This window comes from Salicibibacter halophilus, assembly GCF_006740705.1.
In the GTDB taxonomy this organism is placed as follows: Bacteria; Bacillota; Bacilli; order Bacillales; family Marinococcaceae; genus Salicibibacter; species Salicibibacter halophilus.
In genome coordinates this window covers 1,233,736-1,255,910 of sequence record NZ_CP035485.1, presented here as the reverse complement: position 1 = coordinate 1,255,910, position 22,175 = coordinate 1,233,736, and the positions used below count along the sequence as shown (strand labels likewise).

Genomic DNA, 22,175 nt, shown 5'->3' with positions numbered 1-22,175 from the left:
GGCGTCACTTTTAACAGACGTATGTCGAAATCGGTTCGTACCCCGAACACATCTTTAGAAAAGACGACAACAGTGTAGATGAGAAGCCCGCATCCGATTTTGGAACGGATTATTCATCCCCTTCATCTCTTTTGTCCCCATGTTTATACGGAAAATACGTTCCCGGATGGTGCTTAGATGGATGCGGATGCTTATGGTCAGGCTTTTCCATTGTATTGTGCAACTTTGGATGGGCCGATTTTAAATGTGGTTCTTTTCCGTAGCTGACGGGGCGATCATAATACTGAAATTCTCCTTTGGAATCAGGGGCCGGTCCACTAGTCCAAGGTCCTTTTGTGCTTTCTTCCCCTTCAGAGAAATTGTAAAAATCGTATGCGACTTCGTTGAATTGTTTCTCTCTTGGAAAAGTGGTTGGAACAACAATATCTCCTTCTCTATTTTCCAGATCGTGAATGGCTTCGCGCCAAATGTTTTGATGAGCCGTTTCCCGAGCGATAAAAAAAGAAAGCAAATCTTTCACCCCACGGTCATCCGTCATGTTGTATAGACGGACCACTTGCAGTCTCCCTTGGGATTCAAGGTTGAAATTGGCTCTGAAATCGGCTAACAAATTCCCGCTCGAAATGATATAGTCTGATGTCCAGGCGTTTCCTTCCGCATCGACAGCCATAGCACCTGCCCCTGCAACGATGTAATTCAATGGGTTCTCTCCATCAATCACTGCTGCAAGCGCGGGATCGCTTTTGTACGCTTTTTCCTGTTCCTCAGTCGGAGATTCATTAAGCAACCTTGCAATCATCGTAGCAGCCATTTCGATGTGGCCAATCTCCTCGGTCGCTATGTCCAAGATAAGATCCCGAAACTTCGCATCCGCTCTCGTGTTAAACCCTTGCATCAGATACTGCATCGTGGTCGTAATCTCCCCAAACTGCCCGCCTAAAATCTCCTGCAGCCGTTTCGCATACGCCGGATCAGGCCTTTCCGGTTTCGAAGGATATTGCAATTCCTTAAAATGATAAAACATTACGGACCTCCTTTATTTTCCATATATAAAGATATTTTTCATACAGGCTAACTATTACTTATTTATTTTTAACAGAAAGTGCGCCCCCAACCCCTCAGCATCAATCCGCACCCAATGGATTGATGCTTTCCCAACTATTTCCGACCTGGAATAGCAACCTCTCTGTTAGATGATCCCCCATGAACTGCATGCCCGCCGGAAGCATTTCCGATGACAATCCAATTGGCACGGACAGTGATGGCAATCCCGTAAGGTTAGCGGGCGCGGTAAACGGCATGCAACGTTCGATGATATCCAAGTTTTGTTCGATCCATGCGGTCTGGAACGCTGGAGCCGTGATCGGGACCGTCGGTGCTGCCACGATGTCAACATCTTCAAAGGTCTTTTTAAACGCCGTCACTAAACGTCGACGAGCTTGTTGCGATCTTACATAATGATTCGTATTCGTTGCTAACCCGGATGTGAAAAAAATACGGACATCGTCGTTAAAAACTTCGGGATTCGTTTTCAGTTTCTCATAAAAGGTGTTGCCGGCTTCGCCTGTAACGGTTTGATAAGCGGCATAGGAAGACAGTTCCAATTCGGGTATGTCCATGTCAATTATTTTTGCCCCCATATTCTCCATTTGCTCAAGCGCGTTTTTAAATAAAAATTCAATATCGGAATCCAGCCCTTTTAAAAAGTATCCCGGAACAGCGATTTTAATCCCTTCGATGCCTTTCGTTAAGCTATCGCTGTAATTCGGAATTGGGGCATGGATGTTCGCAGGATCACGCGGGTCAGGACCGGCCATGTGTTGAAGCATCAAGGCGAGATCGGGGACGGAACGTGCCATCGGTCCGATATGGTCCATAGAAGGCGCAAGAGGAACAACGCCGTGGGAGCTCACCAATCCGTATGTTGGCTTTAACCCGTATATCCCCGCCATGGCTGCGGGTTCCCGTATGGATCCGAACGTGTCTGTCCCTGTTGCAAGCGTTGCTAATCCTGCGGATATAGCGGCCGAACTCCCGCCGCTTGAACCTCCGGGGGTGTGGTTGAGATCCCAGGGATTGCGGGCATTTCCATAAAATTGATTCGTATTTGTTAAGCCCCCTCCAAATTCATGCATGTTTAATTTCCCGATCATAATGCAACCGGCGGCTAAAAGCTTATCCACCGATGTTGCGTTTTCATGAGGCAAAAAATCATGTAATAATTTTGACCCTGCCGTCGTCGGAATTCCCTTTGTGTACATGTTGTCCTTGATCCCGATGGGAATGCCGTGCAAAGGACCCCGGTACAGGCCTTGCATCATTTGTTTTTCCGCATGTTTGGCTTGTTCACGTGCCACTTCGGGAAGCAATGTAATATACGCATTGATCGAGGGATTCTCTTTTTCCACTTGTTTCATGATTGCTTCGGTTAGTTCCACCGGCGACAATTGCTTATCCTTGATGAAGGGAGCAAGTTCGCTCGCAGTCTTCGTATGTAATTCAGTCAAAAAAAACCACCTCCGCGCTGATAGGGTATATTAATAGCTTATGAAAAGCGAAGGTTGTCAAATGCATAGAAACACAATGTATGAATGATATAAAATGAAATTAGCACTTGAACATCAGTAGCGGGATCATTCACGCACCCCCTCTGATGGAATTTTCTCTTTACTAAAAACAGAATTGCGATACCAAAATAAGCAAAACACGCTGATCAGCAACGCATCGACAATATCGCCGCCGTAGTACATCAAAATTGCCCCTTTTCTTGCATCGGCAGCTGCCACGCCCGAAAGTGATTCTGCATAAATGAGCTTTGCCAGCACAGCATGTACAGTAAATCCAAACACCATAACCATCGCTCGCAGCTGGAAACTGGACCGATGGGGGACGGGGTCTATATAGAGCATTGCTGAAGTGAACACAAAACCTGCTACGAATACATGGATATGGATCAATATACTGAGAGGCGTCGACATATGCATCCATTCAAAAAGGCTTGTTCGATACAAAATCCAAAGCCCTCCGAAATTCACAATAGCAGCAACGACTGGGTGGGTGAGAAACTGTACTGGACGCAATTTGAAAAATTTTGTTGCAATGCGGGCCAATGTTACAGGTAAAAAGCGAAGAAGCAAGGTCACTGGCGCAGCCAATACGAAGAGTAATGGAGCCAACATACCAAGCAGCAAATGTACAACCATATGCATGGTAAAATCGGAATGTCCATGCATTTGGAGTGTAAATGCTAAAAACATTGAAACGACACCAAGCGCCCAACATCCATATCGATTATAAGGCCATTTGCGCAGACGCTTTTTTTGACTCGTTCGAATTCCGATCCAAGTGTAAACGATGACCGCTGAAACAGCTGAAAATATAACCATCCTATAAGGATCCTTTCAGACCGGACTGTTTTGTGCGTTTAATAAGAAAAGCACCTCCAACAATCATAAGAACAGCAGCTAAAATCCAAACCAAATCGTACACAATAAGATTATCCACATAACGTACCTGGTGAATCCTCATCAACTTGTGCTGCACGATGCCATCATAAAATTGAAATATACCGGCGCCGAGCAGCACGCCTCCTCCCCATCTTTTCAGCCAGAAGCCGTTTCTTTTTTTGATACCGGCAAGCATAAATAAGGAAGCGATTGTCGCAAACCAGCTGAATGCATGCAACAGCCCTTCTGACATTAACCCTATTTCAGTCGTAGATCGATCATAAAAATGATGCCATTGAAGAAGGAGATGAAATAAGGCTTCATCGATAAACGCCATCATGCCAATCCCAAATAAAATTCCTGACCATAGATTATAGTTGGGATATGTTCTGTGAGTCACGACAATCAATCCTTCCTTCAGGATTAGATGTTATATTCTCACGGAAAAAGGATCTTTATTCCTCTTGTTCACCCATGAATAAATCATCAAAAATAAGTCAAATTAAAGAGGCGAGCGATTAGATGGGAGGTGAATAAATGAACCATGTCGTCGCGTTGATTATTAAGTTTGTTATGATCACAGCTGTATTGTGGCTAATTTTAGGCGGGTTTTTCAACGTTGGATTTGGGAATATTTTCTTGATAAGTATTATAATGACTGGCGTAGCATACCTCATTGGCGACTTGTGGATCTTGCCGCAATTCGGAAATGTGGTAGCGACAATAGCAGACTTTGGCCTCGTATTCGCAGGGGTCTGGGCGCTTGCCGCTATATTCGAACCGACAGCAAATTTCGGGTCGGCTGCGTTTTTTTCAGCTGTTATTATTGCCATCGGAGAAATTTTCTTCCATATGTATGTCCGAAACACAGTCCTGAACAACCCGGAAACAACTGCCGATAATAACAGACAGAACACATCGGATAGGAACCTGCAAACCGAGTTTGGAACAGAAACGGATGCTGCGAGAAGAGGTAAGAAGAATAAAGATTAGGTTTTGTAGCACCCTAATGATCGTAAAAAACATGTTTTTTGGAGGTTTTATAAAGATGGGTATGTTTAGCGGCAACCAAAAGCAGGAACCGATGCACTATGGCGAAGTTATTGGTGTATGGTCGGCATTGTCTGTTGCGAAAGGACAACTGACGACCTATCAAATTTTCCATAACCATGCGGGGGATGAAGATTTAAAAAAGTTTATCCAGGACATGGTGGAGAATGTTACTAAACCCAGTATCGAAGAAAATGAAGCCTTGTTAAAAGAAAACAGTGTCAGCTTGCCTGTTGCTCCTCCCGAACGTTCGGAAGCTGATCAAGAGGATATTCCTGTAGGTGCAAGGATCATGGATCCTGAAATTGCTGCAGCCATGTCAAAAGATATTGCCCAGGGATTAGTTGCAGACAGTACCCTTATTGGACAATGTATTAGGGAAGACATCGCTATGATGTACGGCCAATCTCATACGAAGAAAGCGCAAATGGGCGCAAAGCTCTTAAAAATGAACAAAGAAAAGGGATGGTTAGTTTCACCTCCGCTTCACAAAAAAAGCAAATCGAATAAGACGGATTAAATTAAATATGCCCCCTTTGGAATATAAAAGGGGGCTACATATATGTTCTGATGTGATTCGAACGATCCCTTACGTAAGGGGAGCGAGGTCATTCGCCGTTTTCATGTATCATTCAGTCAAACAGAAGCACCTCCGGATCGAAAACGAGAATGGAATCCTCTTTGCTCACGTTTTCGATCCTTGTAAACGGGTCATAAGCATTTTCCATCATGCCTATGACCTGTTGGATATAGGGGAGATCGTCTTCGATAATCGGAACCCCCTGTAAAACTAAACGATTGTGGAGATGGACTGTGTCCATGGAATACCTCCTCTGCAGGGAATGGTATCAGCTTATGAAAATAGAGGCTGTCAGATGTATGGTGAGAAAAGAGTACAAAGTCAACCTTCGGGTGAAAATATTAGCTGGCGGCTAAGGCTGGGTTAGTGTGATATAATCATCCTCTTATGCCGACTATTTGCAATGGGACGAAGATTTTCGATGCGAAGCATTTGATGGTGTGAGATTGGAAATATGACGCCTTTACCCACTCGTCACCCGAGTTAAATACGGTGTGTAATCTTGGTTCAAACGGTTGTAAGTTTTGTCTCTGCAGGCTGATGCCGAAATCGGCGTTAAGGACGCAGCGTCTTTGAGAACGCGATACGCGCGTCGTACCTCCAACAATGATTCTTCCGCTCATCATAACGGCGGCGATCACACAATGGTCCCCTTTGTTGTGAACATGGCGAACCTTTTTGAGTTTTTTGGTAACTGTACATAGTATAATGATTGCAAAGAAGGAATAATCTAAACAGACTGCTGGTGGTGATACACCAACGGCCCAACAGAACTAGTACTACGTTTCAGAAATTCTGATATGAACAAAAAATCCAGCTAAAAGATGATCTACCGCGGCAATTGAGGACTCAAAATGTGTGTTTTCTTCCCTGGCATTCCTCAGACGTGGCAGTAGAGGACTCAAAAAGCGAATTTTGAACTCGATCAGTCCTCAGAAGTGGGAATGGAGGACTTAAAATGCAGCACCATATCAAGAATAGGGAACCCGATAACAGAACAGCAGTAAGGTGGAACGTGCGAAAAATGAGCTCGGGGTATAAATAAAGCTATCCTGCTAAAGATGCTGCAAGGATAGCTTTTGTCGTGCCTTTCCCGCGGCGTCATCCAGAACTAAAACGCAGCAGTCCAGCCTCCGTCAGCTGGTATTATCGCCCCGTTTAGAAAGCTGGAATCATCCGAGGCCAAAAACAAGGCTACATTTGCAATTTCCTCCGATGTACCTGTTCGAGGCATGACCGATTGGGGTATTTTCGTACGTTCCATCCCGAATTGGCTTACCCCTGTCATAGACGAGCTAATATTTGTTTCGACGCCACCCGGTGCAATCGCATTGCATCGAATCCCTTTGTCGGCATACATATATCCTGTATTTTTTGTCAGCCCTACAACAGCATGTTTGGATGCCGTGTAAATGGCACCTGAATGCGCCCCGTTTAACCCGCCGGATGAAGCTGTATTGATAATTACGCCATTTTCCTTTTCCAGAAAAATAGGCATAGCCTTGCGAGCCGCACGCATTACGGCTTTTGTATTGACATCAAAAACGAGATCCCATTTATCATCCTCAATCTCGCCAACCGGTTCAAATCCATCCATAATCCCCGCGTTGTTTACCAAAATATCCAGTGTACCGAATTCACTTACTGCTGTATCGATCATATTGGCGATATCCGCTGATTCTGCAACATTTGCTTTGACTGCTTTTGCTTGTCCACCAGATGAAACGATTCCCTGTGCAACTTCATCGGCACCTTCCTGGTTAAGGTCGGCAACCACAACTTTTGCACCTTCATTCGCATACAAAGTCGCAATCGCCTTTCCCATTCCAGACGCTGCCCCGGTAACAACAGCAACTTTTCCGTCCAGTTTCATACCGATCGCCTCCGTTTTGCAGTATTTTTTACCACACCTATAGTATACAACAGCTCCCCGGCTGCAGGACGAAAGTTGTGAAATCGTTGATAAGTTTTTAGGACTTCCTATATCATACAAAACTTGTATTCACTTAAAAGCTTATAGGCCTTAAAAAAAAGCAGGAACGTTTTCGCTTGTGCGAAGAGTTCCTGCCAATCATTGCAAGTTTCACGCACGCGCATATGCGGTGAGTGAAACTCAGGTTTAATGTACCCTTATTCTGGTGTAAAAATTTACAATTGTAAAGAGGGCAAAGAAACACATTCAAAGCGTACCAACTTCATGTTTCATGAAAAGATGTTGTTTACTTTTAGCAACTGTACATAGTATAATGATTGCATAGAAGGAATAAACTAAAAAAGACCGCTGGTGCTCCAACACCAACGGTCTAACAGAACTTGCACTCACTTAAAGTGCAGTTCACCAGCAAAGGTGACTACCCTCTAAGCTTGTGGCGCTCGGGGCGTCACTTTTTTTCATTGTCTTCATTGTGCAGAGCATCAAAGCTTAATATGCGAAGCACCTTATAAAAAAAAGAACGCCTATGGGTATTCTCAAACGAAAGTAACCTTATGTATGATAGAATAAGAGTAGCTGAATACTCATGTGTGGGCATTTTGGCACATCCCTGAAATGGAAGGGGGTGTTGCCATGTCAGTATTTGAAGCACTACAATTAGCGATTGCTTCCGGTATGTTTACGTTAGCCTTGCTAACCTTAGTGTGGCTAATGCTGGCAAATAAAAAATAGCCCCTCATGAGTCTTGGCGGACATGAGAGGGACTATCCTTCACAATCTAGCCAAATGCCCAAGCAGGGATTCAGCTTACCGTCTAGTTTTTTAACTAGGCGGTATTTTCATTATATGTCTTGATTACTTTTATTATACTACAAGTTGATGATCATATTCAACGGTTATGGTCCGTCTATTGGTGTTTCTTCTATCGATTATGGGCTGTCGCTTGCTAGTCATTGCAAGCTTTTGATGCTTCATAATAAGTCCGATTTGTCGGCAGGGAAGAGATGCGTTGAAATAGCTGTGCAAAGCATCAGCGCTTCATACACTGTCATAAGCGTTCACCCCGAGCACCTAGCAGTAATAGGCCCCCTTTTTTCTTCAAAAGTTTCGATATTCCTATCGAGAAGAAAAAATAGGGGGCTATTTTGTGCATCCAATTCTAAGTAACGCCGATCTCTGCTCATACAAATCACTGTCGCCATTCACGAATGTAGAAGAACTTAACCGGGCGATTCGCATGCACTTATACGCTAATTCACACGAATTAACGGAAAACGCCGTCGCTGTTTTCAAATTGATTGCTCGTCATGCGGTGAAGACAGTCGGTGTGGCTTTTCTAAAATATGAGGTTATGGCCGCTCAAGTTGGCGTTTCGTCCTCAACGGTCAAGCGGATTATTCGTGTGCTTAAAGAGCGGCAGATGATCGACGTTCATCGCACGGTAAGACAGCGCGGGAAGGTGCGCGGCGGGTACGGCCATAACGTGTTCGTCATCGTTGATCCATCGACTGATCCGTCGGAAATGAACCATCGATCAAACCCGGAAAATACTGATGCATCAAACGCTCAGCCTAAACAAAAGGAAAACGAAGCTTTGTCTTTTGAAGCAAGCTCTCTTTCAGAGAAAAAAGAACCCATTCGTGATACACGTAAAGCCGTCGCGAATGAAAAATTAGACGCTTCTTTCGTCCCGGCTCATGTACCGCGCCTTTTCGTCACAGCGGCCAAACCGTTTTATGATGCTGAAGACATTTATAAACTCTGGGGTCGCGCGGTAAGCGCATATAAGTATATCAATACCGAAGCCGATCTCACGGAAGAAGCCATTGTACACTCGATTGTGCAGGCGTTTAAAGGCGCGATGTTTATGAAAAAAACCGGCCGCTTGCGCGGTTCATTAGCAGGCTACTTTTACGGCGCGTGCAAACGGATTTTTGAACGGATCTATGAAGAGGAACTCGACGAATTATGGCAAGAGCGAATGCACAAGATCAGGGAAGAAGATTTACCGGCTTGGCTGACGGCAGAGTGAAGAATGTTTACTTTTAGCTTCTGTACATAGTAAAGTATTGCAAAGAAGGAATAATCTAAAAAAGACCGTTGGTGCTCCAACACCAACAGAACTTTTACTCACTTAAAGTGCAGTTCACCAGTTGTGGTGCTAGGGGGTTATCACTTTTTTTATTGTCTTCATTTAAGGAATTCGTAAACATTGGCTTCGATGGAAGGCTTTATTTTCAAATTAGGTGGATCAGCTCACAGTCGATATTCACCAGTAATTGGGATATTTTTCTATCCCCACCTTAGGAAGATGGGAAAAGGAGCAGAATTGCGACTCAAGGAAATTCTGTTGTGTGAGAGATGGGCTATATGAATATGAATTCCAACTTGAAAGCTATGAGAATTTAAATTTAAAGGATGAAGCATTCGTTGTGGGTGAAAAAATTCGTAAGGCGGCTTTGAATGGCGTCAGTGTGATATACTGATCAAAAACAGGTGGTGATGATATTGTCAATGCCACAGGAATACACAAACGGATTATCCTCTTATGCCGACTATTTGCAATGGGACGAAGATGTTCGATGCGAAGCATTTGATGGTGTGATTGTGAATATGACGCCATCGCCCACTCCCGGTCATCAAGAAATTCAACTAGAGCTAAGCGTGGAATTTGGTGCATTTTTACGGGGGAAAGCGTGCAAGTTTTTTACCGCACCTTTAGATGTTTGTTTATTCGCAACATCGGAAACATCGAATGAAGAGATAAATAATTGGGTTCAACCGGATTTGATGATCGTCTGTGACCCTAAAAAGATCGATGAAAAGCGAATCATTGGCGCACCAGACCTGGTTATTGAGATTCTTTCCCCGGCTACAGCACGCACTGATCGTTTAACAAAGTACAATAAATACGAAGAAGCCGGCGTTAAGGAATACTGGATTGTGGATCCGCATCACGAAACGGTGGAGGTTTTTGTTCTTCAAGATCAATCATTCGAGCGAGCGGATGTGTTCACGAAAAGCGATGCCGTAAAGGTGAGTCTTTTCCCGGATTTTGAAGTACAGTTGAATAAAATTTTCCCATGAGCGACCGCGCAATGGGTGTTTTGGGATTAAGCAGTGAGTGAGACGGAAACGGAATTCGGACGTTTTCATATTTAGAGGACAAGTCAGATACGGCAAAAAATACGTCTTAGCTGTTCATGACGGTGTCGTGCAAGAGGTTTATCACGTCGCCACATGGCTACCTGCCGGATCAACGCTCTTCTCTAGAGGAATGCTGGATGACAGCCCGGGAAAATGGGAATTTTTTCTCAAAGCGCGCAAAATCCGATTAAGTATGTGAATGTGTAAGTCAATTCATTCGCGATCCTTTTTTCAGTTGCATGTTAGCTCATGTGCATAGTATAATAAATCAAAGAAGGCATAATCTAAAAAAGACCGCTGGTGGTGCTACACCAACGGTCCCAACAGAACATGCACTCACTTAAAGTGCAGTTCACCAGGAAAGGTGACTACGCCTCAAGTTTATGGTGCTCGGGGGTTGTCACTTTTTTTCATTGTCTTCTTTTTTAGCAATGAAATAGACGAGCGTCGAAATGGCTGTGCAAAGCATCAGCGCTTCATAGACTGCCCTGGGCGTTCATCTACATAGCTGAACTCTAAGCTCTACATATCTCCCTCCTTTGTGTTTCCAATAAGATAATAAAAAAAGTGAACGAATTGATGTTCCCTGACAGTAGGTGTCACTTTATAATGTACAATAAAGGTGAACGTATATGGGAGGTAGGTACTATGAAAGTGATCAATATCAAAGATTTGCGTGCGAAGAAATCTGCGACGGAAAAAGAGAACAAGCTATGGGAATTGGATGATTACTTCGAGTATTGTTTTATTGATGATTACGAAAGCATATATGATAAGTTCAAAGTGGAATCCATTCAAGTAGATGATTATTTTGTATCCATTCTGGAGGCAAAAGGGAAGTATCATATGGTTGCTGTACGCTTTCCCAAAATCTATGATGTTCATGAAATAGTTGAGTTTTTGGACACTCATTCCTTTGGCTTTGATGAAAAAGGTAAGGATGGGTATTATATCGATAACGCTGCTGAAATCGAAAAAGCTGTATTATATAAAGGCTTGCCGATTGTTGTTGCTACCATTGGTAAAGACAGCGTTTACATCTCTACAGACGGACTGACAGAAGTCACTGATAGTTATGAGCATTATAATAGCATTGTGAATCCAGCTGATGCTTCTCTGGTAGATGTGCAAAAAGAAATGGAGAATGATTCCGCCGCAGATTGGGATGACTCAATTACTCTGGGTAAGCAAAAAACATATCTTGACGACGGACGGCATGTGAAAGTTTCAGCCTGGGCAGACGACGGATATACATTTATTACCTATTCATTCTCGGCAGCGGGCATTGAAAATTATTCAGACCAGGAGATTACGCTATATCTGAAACAGTATGGTTTGTCTGAGGTAATGAATAATAAGAAATTTGAAATTTTTCATTTTGTTGATCAGGATGCCAATGCATGCCGGAGTATTAACATTGTTGTAGGAGAGCCGGATGACTAGGAAGTGTGCAGTTCATCAGATAAGGTGAATCCTCAAGCTTCCTCATTCGGCATTGAAATAGACGAGCGTTGAAATGGCTGTGCAAAGCATCAGGGCTTCGTACACTGTCATCTGGCGGAAATGAACCATCGATCAATCAAAAAAGAACCCATTTGTCATACACGTAAAGCCGTCGCGAATGAAAAATTAGACGCTTCGTTCGTCCCGGCTTATGTACCGCACCTCCCAACAGAACTTGTACTCACTTAAAGTGCAGTTCACCAGGTAAGGTGACTACCCCTTCAAGCTTGCAGTGCCCGGGGGAGTCACTTTTTTATTGTCTTTTTGAAGCAAATAATCACCTATCAGCGGGTTTTTTTCATATTTATTTTTTCACTCCTGACAGAAGTTGTCACGGGAGTTTTTATGCGTGCCCCGCAGTCATGCGATCTAAGTGGTTGAAGTCCACTCGGTAACTTTACCCTTTAAAGTGCCGTAGCCGGTGAAAAGCCCTCGCCCGGCATAGGGCAGGGTGGACAGGGTGTCTCCCGCAAGGGGGAATCTGAAAGGTCTACAGGCAAAGTCCAGCCCGGAATATGAGATGAACCAGAGGTGGCGGCGGTGTTGGGTGACCCGCCATAAAAACGGGGAAACCTTTGCCATACAGGCATATCCTGCAGGAAAACATAAAAAGGGAAACGACCTGTGGGACGCATCGACGTGATTAGGGTCAGGATGGATGGAAAAGAACGTATGGTGACCGGGGGAAGTCTTGTAGGCTCCTTGGGCCAAGCGGCATAAGGTAGGGAAGGTATAACCTATGAGGGAAAGCCGGAACGAAGGTCTGCAAGATGGCGGACGGTTCCGTAGTAGCGAGGAAGTCCGAGCCGAGGAAAGCTGGCGACAGTGTGGAGGATAAAACTCGGATGAGGGTGTGCATAGCGTCACACCACCTGCTTCCACTCCAAAAGAGGGAAAACAGAGGCGAAGGGAACTTACTTTGCCAAAGTTGTGAGCTAACGTGAGCGACGATCGTAAGCGCCTTAATGAAATGAGGTGTCACCGAGAGGGTCCGTCCCGCCGACAGCGGAAACCCCGCTTGGGGAAAGAGGGATACCGGCGACCTGAGTACAGGCAGGGGAAACAGGAGCGATTGGGAAACCTAGAAACGCAGTTTCTCCGTCTGGAACAAGCAAGGAATCGATCGGTGTAGCGGAAGCAAGACCAGCTTGGTGAGAGGTGCCGAAGGTGGTGAAAAACCATGAAAGGCAAACGACAATATTACTCCTTGATCGATAAAGTATACCGATGGGACAACATCAGTACGTCTTGGCAAGTCGTGAGAAGGAACAAAGGGAGTGGAGGCGTTGACGGTATTTCCATTGAGCAGTTTAGAAAACAGGAACTAACCAAACTGGGAGAGATCGAGCGTCTTTTACAAGAGAACCGCTATAAGCCAGATCCCGTGCGACGCGTGTATATCGAGAAAGATAACGGGAAGTGGCGACCGTTAGGCATCCCAACGATACGGGACCGTGTGATCCAACAAGCGGTGAGACAAGTGATTGAACCTTTGTTCGAGCAAGACTTCTATCGGCATAGCTATGGGTTTAGACGTTCCCGCTCGGCACATCAAGCATTGGCGACCGTCGAAAGGGCAAGGAAAGCCGGCTATGAATATGTCGTGGATCTAGACATTCAATCCTACTTCGATGAGATTCCCCACGATAAACTGATGGAGAAGGTTCGGGAGCGTGTGACGGATGGCAGAGTCTTGGGGCTCATTCAAATGTGGCTTAAATCCGGGGTCATGGAAGATGATCAGTTCTATGAAACGGAAGTCGGGAGTCCGCAGGGTGGCGTCATCAGTCCGCTTCTTGCCAATATTTACCTTAACCACTTTGATTGGGGGATGTTGGAGAAAGGATTTCCGGTCGTGCGATACGCGGATGATGCCATAGTGTTCTGTCAAACACGAAAACAGGCAGAGAAAGCGTATCAAGTTGCCAAGGATATTCTGGAAGGTGAGCTCCAATTACGGATGCATCCGGAGAAAACAAAAGTCGTGCACTTTGACGAAGGGTTTCAATTTTTGGGGTTCAATTTTTGGAAATCGTACATGGTGTTGCCGGAGAAGAAAATGAAGAAGTTTCAAGACAAAATCCGGTTCATCACAAGGCGACAACAAAAACGTAATGTCGAGCAAATGATCATTCGACTAAATGAGATCGTCCGTGGTTTCGGAAACTATTATCGAATCGGGAATGTAAAGAAAAAGTTCCAGCGGCTCGATGAATGGACACGAATGAGGGTCCGAGCCTTTATGCGGAAGAGGAAATCAACCGTTTCAAACCACTGGATTCTCAATAAACATTTAGAGAAGGCTGGTATGGTCTTTTTGACACATCTACTCACCACACGTTCCTAATCCAGGTTTGAAATAGCCAATTCGGCGACGAATGATGACCACTCACTCCCGGAGATGGGGAACTGGCAAAGGAAAGCCGGATGCGGGAAAGCTGCACGTCCGGTTTGACGAGGGGTCCGAGGGCGAAAGCCCTCGTCCTACTCTACAATAGAAATATAGATGCTTCACCGTGTATGATCATAAATAGAGGAAAGAAACGGAGGGTACAATATAGTGGTTACACTTGCCGAACATTATCAAGCTTTTAAAAATGATCGGTTGAATCAGCTGATCCTGAACATCAGGCGTTTTCGTGCAGCGCAATTAAGAGAGATGCTAGCCGATGGAACGGAGATGGACGTGCAAACATTCAATCAGGAAATCTGGGTAATTGGAGATGCCTATTTAAGGAATGAAAAAGTAGACTTTTATCAGCTGGATCGTGAAAAGGATGCCGATAAGATCAGCGAATTAGAAGACGCGCTTCAAAATCGAACATTAACCTATAAAGGAAACGCCATGTGGGGATCGGGAACAAGAGTTTTTGGTTCGATGTTAAAAGATGATGATGATAAAATCGATTTGATCCAAGATGCTTTAGCTATTTTGAACGAAGAAGCATATAACCCGGCGGAAAAGGCTTTGCAAATTCAAAAAATCAAGGGCTTTGGTCCAAATATCTCGACTGGATTGGTAATGGTTTTCCATCCGGAACAATTCATGATTTACAATGAAAAATCGAAAGAGGCTTGTCGATTAATATACGGTGAAACTGATAATCTAGCTGATTTTCAGCAATATATGCAACAACTAAAAGAGGATTTACATATTGAAGATTTTCTGGAGTTGGATTTTTTCTTGTATTCGTGGTTGCGAAACGAGTCCGGGCGCTCAGGCAATCAAATGGGCTTTCCGTTTTCCAACATATTTGCCAATGAAGACGAGGGTCAATGGGCGTTTGATTTTATCGCGGAAGTGATGGGTAAGTTGGGGGTCAACAGCTCAGATGATGAGCGATTGTCGATGACTTATCGCAGAAACATGAATGGCATACATGTAAATTTTTGTCATTGGATTATATTAGGTGTGTACCGGTCGGGGGATTTACGTATTCCATTGTTTCGGAAATATGAAGGTTTCCAGCAAATCGAGAGAATTGATTCTTTTGCCCAAAAAGAAAATGAACCGGAAATTTCCGGATTTAGATGTTCGATCGATCAATTGAATAATGAAATTCGAGTGGCTCTCGATGAGACACTTTCCCATATTGCCCAGCGTTTTGAACATTATTCAAGATCTCCATATAGAAAATTTCATCTCTCTTCACTTTCAGAAGCTATTTTTATACGTGAAAAGAGAGGGCAACTATTTCGGGAAGGCCTTCAGGATCATGAATGGCAACAGCAACGTCTAGCCCAGGAAATAAATTATTGGATCTTTCAAGGGAACCCCAATGTGTTTGATCCCATAGGCCATTTAAAAGAAGAGGGTGCCAAGCCTTGGGCGGTATCTGCTCACCGGAAAAAAATAAAGCCCGATGATAAAGTGATCATCTGGGTTACAGGTGCAGAATCAGGGTGTTACGCGTTGGGAACAGTGGCTTCGGAAATCTATGAGGATGATAACGAAGACGGAAAATATAAGTGTGATGTGGAGATTGCTCTGTCACTCGTTGATAATCCGATTTTAAAGGAAGAAATTGAAGAAGAGGAAGCTTTGCAAGATTTGAAAGCAGGAAACCAAGGAACGAATTTCCAATCATCAAAGGAAGAATTTGAAGCGTTGATGCAATTGGCGCAGGAGAAAAATCAGTGGCATATCCAAAATCCGGAATATACCCTCAAAGATATGCAGACGGATACGGGAATGGATGATACTCAAGTACAACGGTGGCTGCGTTCTCTCAACCGTAAAGGGCAGGCTATTTTGTATGGCCCTCCCGGAACGGGAAAAACGTATATGGCCAAGAAGATGGCTCAGCATTTGATCGGTGGCAATGATGGATTTTACGATATCGTACAATTTCACCCGGCTTACGCTTACGAAGATTTTATCCAGGGCATTCGTCCGGTAAATAGAGATGGCGTTTTGGATTATCCGCTTATGGATGGCCGCTTCCTTGAGTTTTGCCAACGGGCGAGTACTAAGCAGGGAGAATGCGTCTTGATTATTGATGAGATTAATCGAGCTAACCTTTCCCGCGTGTTTGGTGAGCTCATGTATTTGCTGGAGTATCGTGAACAAAAGATGCCATTGGCAGGAGGGAAAGAGTTACGCATCCCCCAAAATGTTCGTATCATCGGAACAATGAACACAGCCGATCGCTCTATCGCATTGATGGATCATGCGCTGCGTCGGCGTTTTGCCTTTCTATCATTGCGGCCGAATTATGATATTCTACGAAACTACCATCAGAAAACAAACGTGGACGTCGAATCGCTCATTTCTACTTTAGAAGCGATTAATCGTCAGATCGGTGATGCAAATTTTGAATTGGGCATTTCATTTTTCTTGTTGGAAAACCTGGATGCAGAGTTGGAAGGTATCTGGAGAATGGAGATTGAACCATATCTTGAGGAGTATTTCTTTGACCAGCCGGACAAAACCGAAATGTTCCGTTGGGAGCAAGTGAAGGATAGACTGCAGGTGTAATTTTATGAAATGGTATTCGCTCACAGAGTATAAACCAGGTTATTTTACAACGTTGGCTGCCGGAGAAAAAGTGTGGAGACATTATGCTGATCAAATTTTAGTCGAATTTCCCTCTCCGAAAACAGATGGAAAGTGGAAGCTTACGCCCCATGGGTGGGTTGGTTTTCTTCCGCTTTCCAAAGAAGAAGGCATTCAGCTTCGCCCGAAAGTGCCGCTTGCCAACTTGTTTCAAATGTTGGAATATGCGTATCAGTTAAAGAGCTTTCATTTTTTGGATGGGTCGGTACAAAGTGAAACCGTCCGACAGTTGTTTGAGCGGTTGGCTGTTCATTTGGCAACGCTGGTATCCACACGCACGAGAAAAGGGTTATATCGTAAATATATGGATCAGATCGATGAAGGGCCATTTTTACGCGGAAAGATGGATGTACAGCACCGCATTCGGAATGCCTGGAACGTGAATATTCGCAGCGAATACCAGGAACACGAAGCTGACATTGAGGACAACAGAATTTTATTGTGGACGTTATATAAAATCATGCAAAGCGGCATATGCCGGGAACCATCGCTGCTGGTGGTACGGCGCGCATATCGCGGTCTCAAAGACGCAGCGTCCTTAACGCCGATATCAGCATCAGCCTGCACTGGGAGAATTTACAACCGTCTGAATCAAGACTACAAACCGATGCACGCCTTGTGCCGCTTCTTTTTGGAAAACATCGGCGCCCACCATACCCGCGGTGATCGCACGATGATTCCTTTCATCGTAAATATGGCTCAACTCTTTGAAAGCTTTGTTGCAGAATGGCTGAAAGTTCACTTACCTGGAAACTATGAGTTGAAAACGCAAGAGAACGTGAAGCTTGGACAAGGAGAAGCTGTTCGCTTTGCTATCGATCTTGTCATCTATGATAGGGAACTTGACAGGGTCAAATGCGTCGTGGATACGAAATACAAAAATACCGGAACTCCTGAATCTGCCGACGTCTCGCAGATCGTCATCTATGCGTTAATGAAAGATTGCAAGGAAGCCGTGTTGTTGTACCCGACCGAAGACGTTGATCCTCTCGATGAATATATCGGAGATATACGGGTGAGAAGGCTCGGTTTTGATCTGTCGGGGAACTTGGAAGAGAGTGGGAAAAGATTTCTTAACACATTACTTGCTGGAGGTTAAACGCATGTACAAGACATTTTCCAAAGCAATGATGGAGACATTGTAGTATTACGTCTACATTTATGTAGATCCGGAAGGTTCGTCAAGCGACGTATTTGTACGAATAGAATTGCAGCGATTAATGGCTCAATTCAATAAGGAAAAAGTGGATGTAGAAGAACCAGCGCTGCTTATACGTTTAACGGACAGTTTTCGTTATGAAATGAGTGAAGTTGAACTTTATGATGCCGTGCCCCCTGAAGAAATACGAAATAAATACAACGACCACTCCGTTGGACATCTCATTTCGCAAAACGCGCAAAATCCGATTAAGTATGTGAATGTGTAAGTCAATTCACTCGCGATCCTTTTTTTAGTTGCATGTTCGCTCATGTGCATAGTATAATAAACCAAAGAATGCATAATCTAAAAAAACCGTTGGTGCTCCCACACCAACGGTCCCAACAGAACTAGTACTACTTAAAGTGCAGTTCACCTAAACAAGGTGACTACCCCTTCAAGCTTATCCGGCTCGGGGTTGTCACTTTTTTTCATTGTCTTCTTTTTTGACAATAAAATAGACGAGCGTCGAAATTGCTGTGCAAAGCATCAGCGCTTCATACACTGTCATAAGCACTCACCTCCTCTCACCCATAAGAGATGGGGAGAAAGGCAGGTGAACTGCACCCCGAGCACATTCTGTTGTGATTGTAGTATACCATTGTTTTCTAGTAACTTGGATATAAAATTCTATTATTTAATATTGATTCCTCTATATTGCCTCCACTTCCTTGCAAATCCCCCCTCGCTGCCGAAAATTCCGATGAAGAAAAAGAATTACTGTTCCCTGACAGAAGTTGTCACCTTGGCGGCTATAATGATAGTTGAATGATTATGGCATGAACGAGGGAGGTTCCTCATGAAGTATTTATTTTTGCTTATGTTTGCTGCGGTAGTCACAGGTTGTAACAACGAAGCCGAAGGTCATTATAACCCAGACGGTAAAACGCCTAATCGGGATACAGATTTGCTCGATGATGATCATAATATTGATCGGGATCATCAAAATGAGGGAATCAGTTATCCGGTGTATGAGAAATCAGTAAAACTTTTGGAGAGGGCTAAAGAGGCTCATAATGTTGAAAACCCATTGATGTCTGATATGCAAGAGTTTGTAAACATTGGCTTCGATGGTAGGCTTTATTTTCAAACCGAGGTGGATCAACTCACAATCGATGAAATGACGGTACTTCATTATATTCTCGGCTTCAATGATCACGCTCATCGCTTCGTTGAAAATGACAGACAAAAAACAAGAATGGATAGCATTGAGCGCAGCGAGCAAATAATAGAGGATTTTCAAGACCACTTAGAAAGTACAGAAAAATACAGGGGTTGGGAAGGATATAAAAGAGATATCACAACTTAATGATACACAATACAGAGTGATTACTCTGTATTGTGTATCAGACTGAAAGCCTTAGACTTCGATCCATTTCTAAACTTTTAAAAAGGACTAAAGATACAAAATGCAATGATCCTTTGGTATAAAATAACTTGAAAAGCATAGGATTTAAGGGTAAATTATAAGTAGAAGAAAACGGAGAAATATGTAATTAAGGTGGTATGTATGAAAAAGACACCCTGGTATCTGTCTTCTTGGCTTATTGGACTGATGTCTAGCCTGTGGTTTTTTGTTATTCCGGGCACAATTGCAATCATTCAAATCGTTTTTAAGACATTACTGGACACTGACAATAACAAAATTATTAAGGGAAAAAATTTAGGTACGATTGAGGAGAATAAAGATAAAAATGTCCTATACAATTGGGAACAAGAACTTCGAGAAAGAGAGACCAACCTTGAACAGGAAGAACAAAAGCAAGTTGATATAACTGAAGAAAACACGCACAAAATTGCTGAATTGCAAAGCAAAGAAAATAGCTTACTTAACTGGGAGAAAGAACTTCAAAATTGGGAAGTTAATCCTGAAAAAGAACAGCAGAATACAGACACCCATGCGCAAAAAACTGCAAGGTTGAACACTGAATTACAGCGCAAGCAGGAGCAATTATTGAATTGGGAACAAGAACTTCGACAAAGAGAAACAAACCTTGAACAAGAAAAACAAAAACTTGTTGAGAAAAAGGAAGAAAACGCAAATCGATTTACGGATTTACAAAATTGGGAACAAGAAATTCAGACTAGGGAGATAAAACTTGAAAAAGAGCAACCAAAATCAGATGGCGATACTAAAGAAGTAACAAATCCTACGGAATCACAACGTAAACACCTTCAATTATTTAATTGGAAACAAGACCTGGAAAGAAAAGAAGAGGAAATTCAAAAGGGTCAGCAGCATCTATACGAAAAAAATCAAGAAATCGTGAATCGCACAAAAGACATAAATGAAGAAAAAGAACGGTTAATGAACTGGGAAGACATGCTGCAAGATAGAAAGGAAATGATTGAAAAGGAAGAAAACCAACAAAAAAATCAGGAATCTTTACATATGAATCATGGAAGCCATTCTATACCAAAGGAAGAGAGTTCTGTAGCGGAAGATAATAATCCTGACAGATTCCAAGTGGTTCAAGTGGTTCAAGACCAGGAATTGCACCAAGGAAGTGACATTCCTCCCAATGAAGAGGAAGAGCATCCATCTAGCTTGGTTTTTGATGAGGAAAGAATCACTTCTATATCAGCACAAGCTGAAGAATTATCCTCCGATTATTCTGCAAAAACAGGATCTGAAATAGATGAAACAACCGAAGAAGATTCCGCAAACCCCGGTCCCAGCATGCCTCTTTTTGTAGCTGAATTAACAGATGCTGAACGAACGTTGTTATCAAAAATTGCTATAAAAAATGGTGAGGCTTTGATACCACTTGAAGAAGCAACAGCACATGCTGAAAACCATGGATTAATGTTCGGTGTATTTCTTTCTGATCTAAATGATAAGAGTGTGAACCATTTTGGAGAGCCGATATTGGAAATAGATGGTCAAGAGATCTTGCTTGATGAAGATTATCAAGCCGTGCTCATGAAGTTGGAGGAGGAAACGGTATGAAAATAAAAAAGAGAGAAACATCCGCCATTATCGAGGCTTTAAACGGAGGTCTAGTTCCCCGAAGAGGTATCCAACATATAATGGTTGGTAGGACAAAAGAGGCGAAGCAGGTTATGTCAGAGTTGGAACAAGTAAAGGAAGGCTCTTCCATCGTAAAATTTTTTATTGGTGACTTTGGTTCGGGGAAAAGCTTTATTCAAGCATTAACAAAACAATACGCTCATACGTTAAATTTTGTCGTCACAACCGCCGATTTTGCACCCGGAAAACGCCTCTATGGAAATGATGGGCAATCCCAGTCACTTTACACGGAACTTATGAAAAATTTATCGACGCCCACGTCTCCTGAAGGCGGGGCATTATCGGTTGTTATCGATATGTGGATCACAAGTGTTCAGCAATATGTCCAAGAACAAAAAGGTTACAGCGGCATTGATCCAGCAAATATGAACTTTTCCCGAGAAGTAGAAAACGAAATTACAAAACGAATATCTTCCATGGATGAACTTCCCGGGGCTTATGATTTCTCCCGTGTCTTATCAAAATACTATCAAGGATTCGTCACAGGTGAAAGTGATTTGCAGAGAAAGGCGCTCCGCTGGATGCGTGGAGAATATGGTACAAAAATGGAAGCAAATAGAGAGATCGGTGTCCGAGATATCATCAATGATCAAAACTATTATAGCTATTTAAAAGTCCTAACCTCTTTTATGAGAGAAGTAGGGTATGCTGGTTTGGTTATTAACTTTGATGAGGCGATTAACCTGTATAAAATCAATCATAGTCAAGTACGCGAAAAAAACTATGAAACGATTCTCTCCATGTTCAATGATTGCTTGCAGGGAACATTCGAAGGATTATATCTGACGTTTGCGGGGACCCAAGAATTTCTGCAAGACGAACGAAAAGGGCTGTACAGCTATGGAGCCCTAAAGCGGAGGTTAATCACGAATCCATATGAAACAGCGGAATATCGGGATCTATCCCAACCAGCCATCATTCTGGCTCCACTCAAACATGAAGAAATATTCGTGTTGTTACAAACCATCCGGGCGATTCATGCCAAATTCCATAATTATGAGGAAAAGGTGAGCGATGAGGACATTAAGGGATTCATCCAAAATATCTATTCGATGCCGGGTGCTGAAGAATATACGAAAGTAGGTCATGTCGCCCGGAAATTTATAAGCGGACTCAATATCCTGGAGCAAAATCCTGAAGCTCCCGTGAGTGTCGTGTTTGATGAGGCTTCCGTAGAGAATAATGAAACCGAAGACACATTAATGAGTCGCTTTTCTTCGACTTAAAGGAG

Annotated in this window: 20 protein-coding genes; 14 read left to right on the top strand and 6 right to left on the bottom strand. The window is 43.3% G+C overall.

The window, feature by feature from the left end; translation table 11 throughout:
• Positions 1–109 precede the first annotated feature (109 nt).
• From EPH95_RS06080 to EPH95_RS06065, 4 genes are all read right to left on the bottom strand, one after another.
• Positions 110–1,024, bottom strand: a complete 915-nt coding sequence (locus EPH95_RS06080) for a manganese catalase (RefSeq protein WP_142088231.1) — start codon at positions 1,022–1,024, stop codon at positions 110–112.
• A gap of 100 nt (positions 1,025–1,124) precedes the next feature.
• The gene (locus tag EPH95_RS06075; RefSeq protein WP_142088229.1) at positions 1,125–2,507 is read right to left on the bottom strand and encodes an amidase; all 1,383 of its coding nucleotides are present in this window, start codon (positions 2,505–2,507) and stop codon (positions 1,125–1,127) included.
• A gap of 126 nt (positions 2,508–2,633) precedes the next feature.
• Positions 2,634–3,386 carry a cytochrome c oxidase assembly protein gene (locus EPH95_RS06070; protein WP_142088227.1) on the bottom strand — a complete coding sequence of 251 codons (753 nt, stop codon included), beginning with the start codon at positions 3,384–3,386 and terminating at the stop codon, positions 2,634–2,636.
• 1 nt (position 3,387) lies between these two features.
• On the bottom strand, positions 3,388–3,852 hold the full coding sequence (locus tag EPH95_RS06065) for a DUF2243 domain-containing protein (RefSeq protein WP_405127454.1): 465 nt from the start codon (positions 3,850–3,852) through the stop codon (positions 3,388–3,390).
• Between the two features lie 131 nt (positions 3,853–3,983).
• Here EPH95_RS06065 and EPH95_RS06060 point away from each other — a divergent pair, with 131 nt between their 5' ends.
• A complete protein-coding gene (locus EPH95_RS06060; protein WP_142088224.1) occupies positions 3,984–4,439 on the top strand; it encodes a YndM family protein in 456 nt (151 codons plus the stop codon).
• 55 nt (positions 4,440–4,494) lie between these two features.
• Complete coding sequence (locus EPH95_RS06055) at positions 4,495–5,016, top strand: DUF3231 family protein (RefSeq protein ID WP_142091510.1); 522 nt, start codon at positions 4,495–4,497, stop codon at positions 5,014–5,016.
• Positions 5,017–5,128: 112 nt separating this feature from the next.
• On the opposite strand, the gene EPH95_RS06050 is transcribed toward EPH95_RS06055, so the two are convergent.
• Entirely contained in the window at positions 5,129–5,317 is a 189-nt protein-coding gene (locus EPH95_RS06050; RefSeq protein WP_142088210.1) for a hypothetical protein, read from the bottom strand.
• An 870-nt stretch (positions 5,318–6,187) separates the two neighbouring features.
• Positions 6,188–6,949 carry an SDR family oxidoreductase gene (locus tag EPH95_RS06045; RefSeq protein WP_142088208.1) on the bottom strand — a complete coding sequence of 254 codons (762 nt, stop codon included), beginning with the start codon at positions 6,947–6,949 and terminating at the stop codon, positions 6,188–6,190.
• Positions 6,950–7,642: 693 nt separating this feature from the next.
• On the opposite strand from EPH95_RS06045, the gene EPH95_RS06040 reads away from it, so the two are divergent.
• The 12 genes from EPH95_RS06040 to EPH95_RS05990 all read left to right on the top strand — a co-directional run bounded on the left by EPH95_RS06040 (position 7,643) and on the right by EPH95_RS05990 (position 22,170).
• The gene (locus tag EPH95_RS06040; protein WP_160141646.1) at positions 7,643–7,741 is read left to right on the top strand and encodes a putative holin-like toxin; all 99 of its coding nucleotides are present in this window, start codon (positions 7,643–7,645) and stop codon (positions 7,739–7,741) included.
• Between the two features lie 415 nt (positions 7,742–8,156).
• The gene (locus EPH95_RS06035) at positions 8,157–9,041 is read left to right on the top strand and encodes a helix-turn-helix domain-containing protein (protein WP_142088204.1); all 885 of its coding nucleotides are present in this window, start codon (positions 8,157–8,159) and stop codon (positions 9,039–9,041) included.
• Positions 9,042–9,363: 322 nt separating this feature from the next.
• Positions 9,364–9,495: a hypothetical protein gene (locus EPH95_RS19445; protein WP_264371997.1), complete on the top strand. Its 132-nt coding sequence runs from the start codon at positions 9,364–9,366 to the stop codon at positions 9,493–9,495.
• A 28-nt stretch (positions 9,496–9,523) separates the two neighbouring features.
• A complete protein-coding gene (locus EPH95_RS06030) occupies positions 9,524–10,096 on the top strand; it encodes a Uma2 family endonuclease (protein ID WP_142091509.1) in 573 nt (190 codons plus the stop codon).
• A 708-nt stretch (positions 10,097–10,804) separates the two neighbouring features.
• On the top strand, positions 10,805–11,599 hold the full coding sequence (locus tag EPH95_RS06025; protein ID WP_142088202.1) for a hypothetical protein: 795 nt from the start codon (positions 10,805–10,807) through the stop codon (positions 11,597–11,599).
• Positions 11,600–12,839: 1,240 nt separating this feature from the next.
• On the top strand, positions 12,840–14,006 hold the full coding sequence (gene ltrA, locus EPH95_RS06020; protein ID WP_142088199.1) for a group II intron reverse transcriptase/maturase: 1,167 nt from the start codon (positions 12,840–12,842) through the stop codon (positions 14,004–14,006).
• Positions 14,007–14,219: 213 nt separating this feature from the next.
• A complete protein-coding gene (locus tag EPH95_RS18700; protein WP_160141645.1) occupies positions 14,220–16,637 on the top strand; it encodes an AAA family ATPase in 2,418 nt (805 codons plus the stop codon).
• A 4-nt stretch (positions 16,638–16,641) separates the two neighbouring features.
• On the top strand, positions 16,642–17,814 hold the full coding sequence (locus EPH95_RS06010) for an McrC family protein (RefSeq protein WP_142088197.1): 1,173 nt from the start codon (positions 16,642–16,644) through the stop codon (positions 17,812–17,814).
• Between the two features lie 121 nt (positions 17,815–17,935).
• Positions 17,936–18,142: a hypothetical protein gene (locus EPH95_RS06005; protein WP_142088195.1), complete on the top strand. Its 207-nt coding sequence runs from the start codon at positions 17,936–17,938 to the stop codon at positions 18,140–18,142.
• Positions 18,143–18,712: 570 nt separating this feature from the next.
• Positions 18,713–19,222, top strand: a complete 510-nt coding sequence (locus EPH95_RS06000; protein ID WP_142088193.1) for a hypothetical protein — start codon at positions 18,713–18,715, stop codon at positions 19,220–19,222.
• Positions 19,223–19,423: 201 nt separating this feature from the next.
• The gene (locus EPH95_RS05995; RefSeq protein WP_142088191.1) at positions 19,424–20,863 is read left to right on the top strand and encodes a tellurite resistance TerB C-terminal domain-containing protein; all 1,440 of its coding nucleotides are present in this window, start codon (positions 19,424–19,426) and stop codon (positions 20,861–20,863) included.
• Positions 20,860–22,170, top strand: coding sequence for an ATP-binding protein (locus EPH95_RS05990; protein ID WP_142088189.1), 1,311 nt, complete (start codon positions 20,860–20,862; stop codon positions 22,168–22,170). Before EPH95_RS05995 ends, EPH95_RS05990 begins: the two co-directional genes overlap by 4 nt.
• The last annotated feature ends 5 nt before the right edge of the window (positions 22,171–22,175 follow it).

What these genes read in the sequence shown, in the direction of transcription:
- EPH95_RS05990 (WP_142088189.1), top strand. Translation starts at nt 20,860, where the DNA reads ATGAAAATAAAAAAGAGAGAAACATCCGCCATTATCGAGGCTTTAAAC.
- EPH95_RS06005 (WP_142088195.1), top strand. Translation starts at nt 17,936, where the DNA reads ATGGCTCAATTCAATAAGGAAAAAGTGGATGTAGAAGAACCAGCGCTG.
- EPH95_RS06050 (WP_142088210.1), bottom strand. Translation starts at nt 5,317, where the DNA reads ATGGACACAGTCCATCTCCACAATCGTTTAGTTTTACAGGGGGTTCCG.
- EPH95_RS06070 (WP_142088227.1), bottom strand. Translation starts at nt 3,386, where the DNA reads ATGGTTATATTTTCAGCTGTTTCAGCGGTCATCGTTTACACTTGGATC.
- EPH95_RS06055 (WP_142091510.1), top strand. Translation starts at nt 4,495, where the DNA reads ATGGGTATGTTTAGCGGCAACCAAAAGCAGGAACCGATGCACTATGGC.
- EPH95_RS05995 (WP_142088191.1), top strand. Translation starts at nt 19,424, where the DNA reads ATGAAAAAGACACCCTGGTATCTGTCTTCTTGGCTTATTGGACTGATG.
- EPH95_RS06025 (WP_142088202.1), top strand. Translation starts at nt 10,805, where the DNA reads ATGAAAGTGATCAATATCAAAGATTTGCGTGCGAAGAAATCTGCGACG.
- EPH95_RS06060 (WP_142088224.1), top strand. Translation starts at nt 3,984, where the DNA reads ATGAACCATGTCGTCGCGTTGATTATTAAGTTTGTTATGATCACAGCT.
- EPH95_RS06080 (WP_142088231.1), bottom strand. Translation starts at nt 1,024, where the DNA reads ATGTTTTATCATTTTAAGGAATTGCAATATCCTTCGAAACCGGAAAGG.
- EPH95_RS06045 (WP_142088208.1), bottom strand. Translation starts at nt 6,949, where the DNA reads ATGAAACTGGACGGAAAAGTTGCTGTTGTTACCGGGGCAGCGTCTGGA.
- EPH95_RS06010 (WP_142088197.1), top strand. Translation starts at nt 16,642, where the DNA reads ATGAAATGGTATTCGCTCACAGAGTATAAACCAGGTTATTTTACAACG.
- EPH95_RS06030 (WP_142091509.1), top strand. Translation starts at nt 9,524, where the DNA reads ATGCCACAGGAATACACAAACGGATTATCCTCTTATGCCGACTATTTG.
- EPH95_RS06000 (WP_142088193.1), top strand. Translation starts at nt 18,713, where the DNA reads ATGAAGTATTTATTTTTGCTTATGTTTGCTGCGGTAGTCACAGGTTGT.
- EPH95_RS06040 (WP_160141646.1), top strand. Translation starts at nt 7,643, where the DNA reads ATGTCAGTATTTGAAGCACTACAATTAGCGATTGCTTCCGGTATGTTT.
- ltrA (WP_142088199.1), top strand. Translation starts at nt 12,840, where the DNA reads ATGAAAGGCAAACGACAATATTACTCCTTGATCGATAAAGTATACCGA.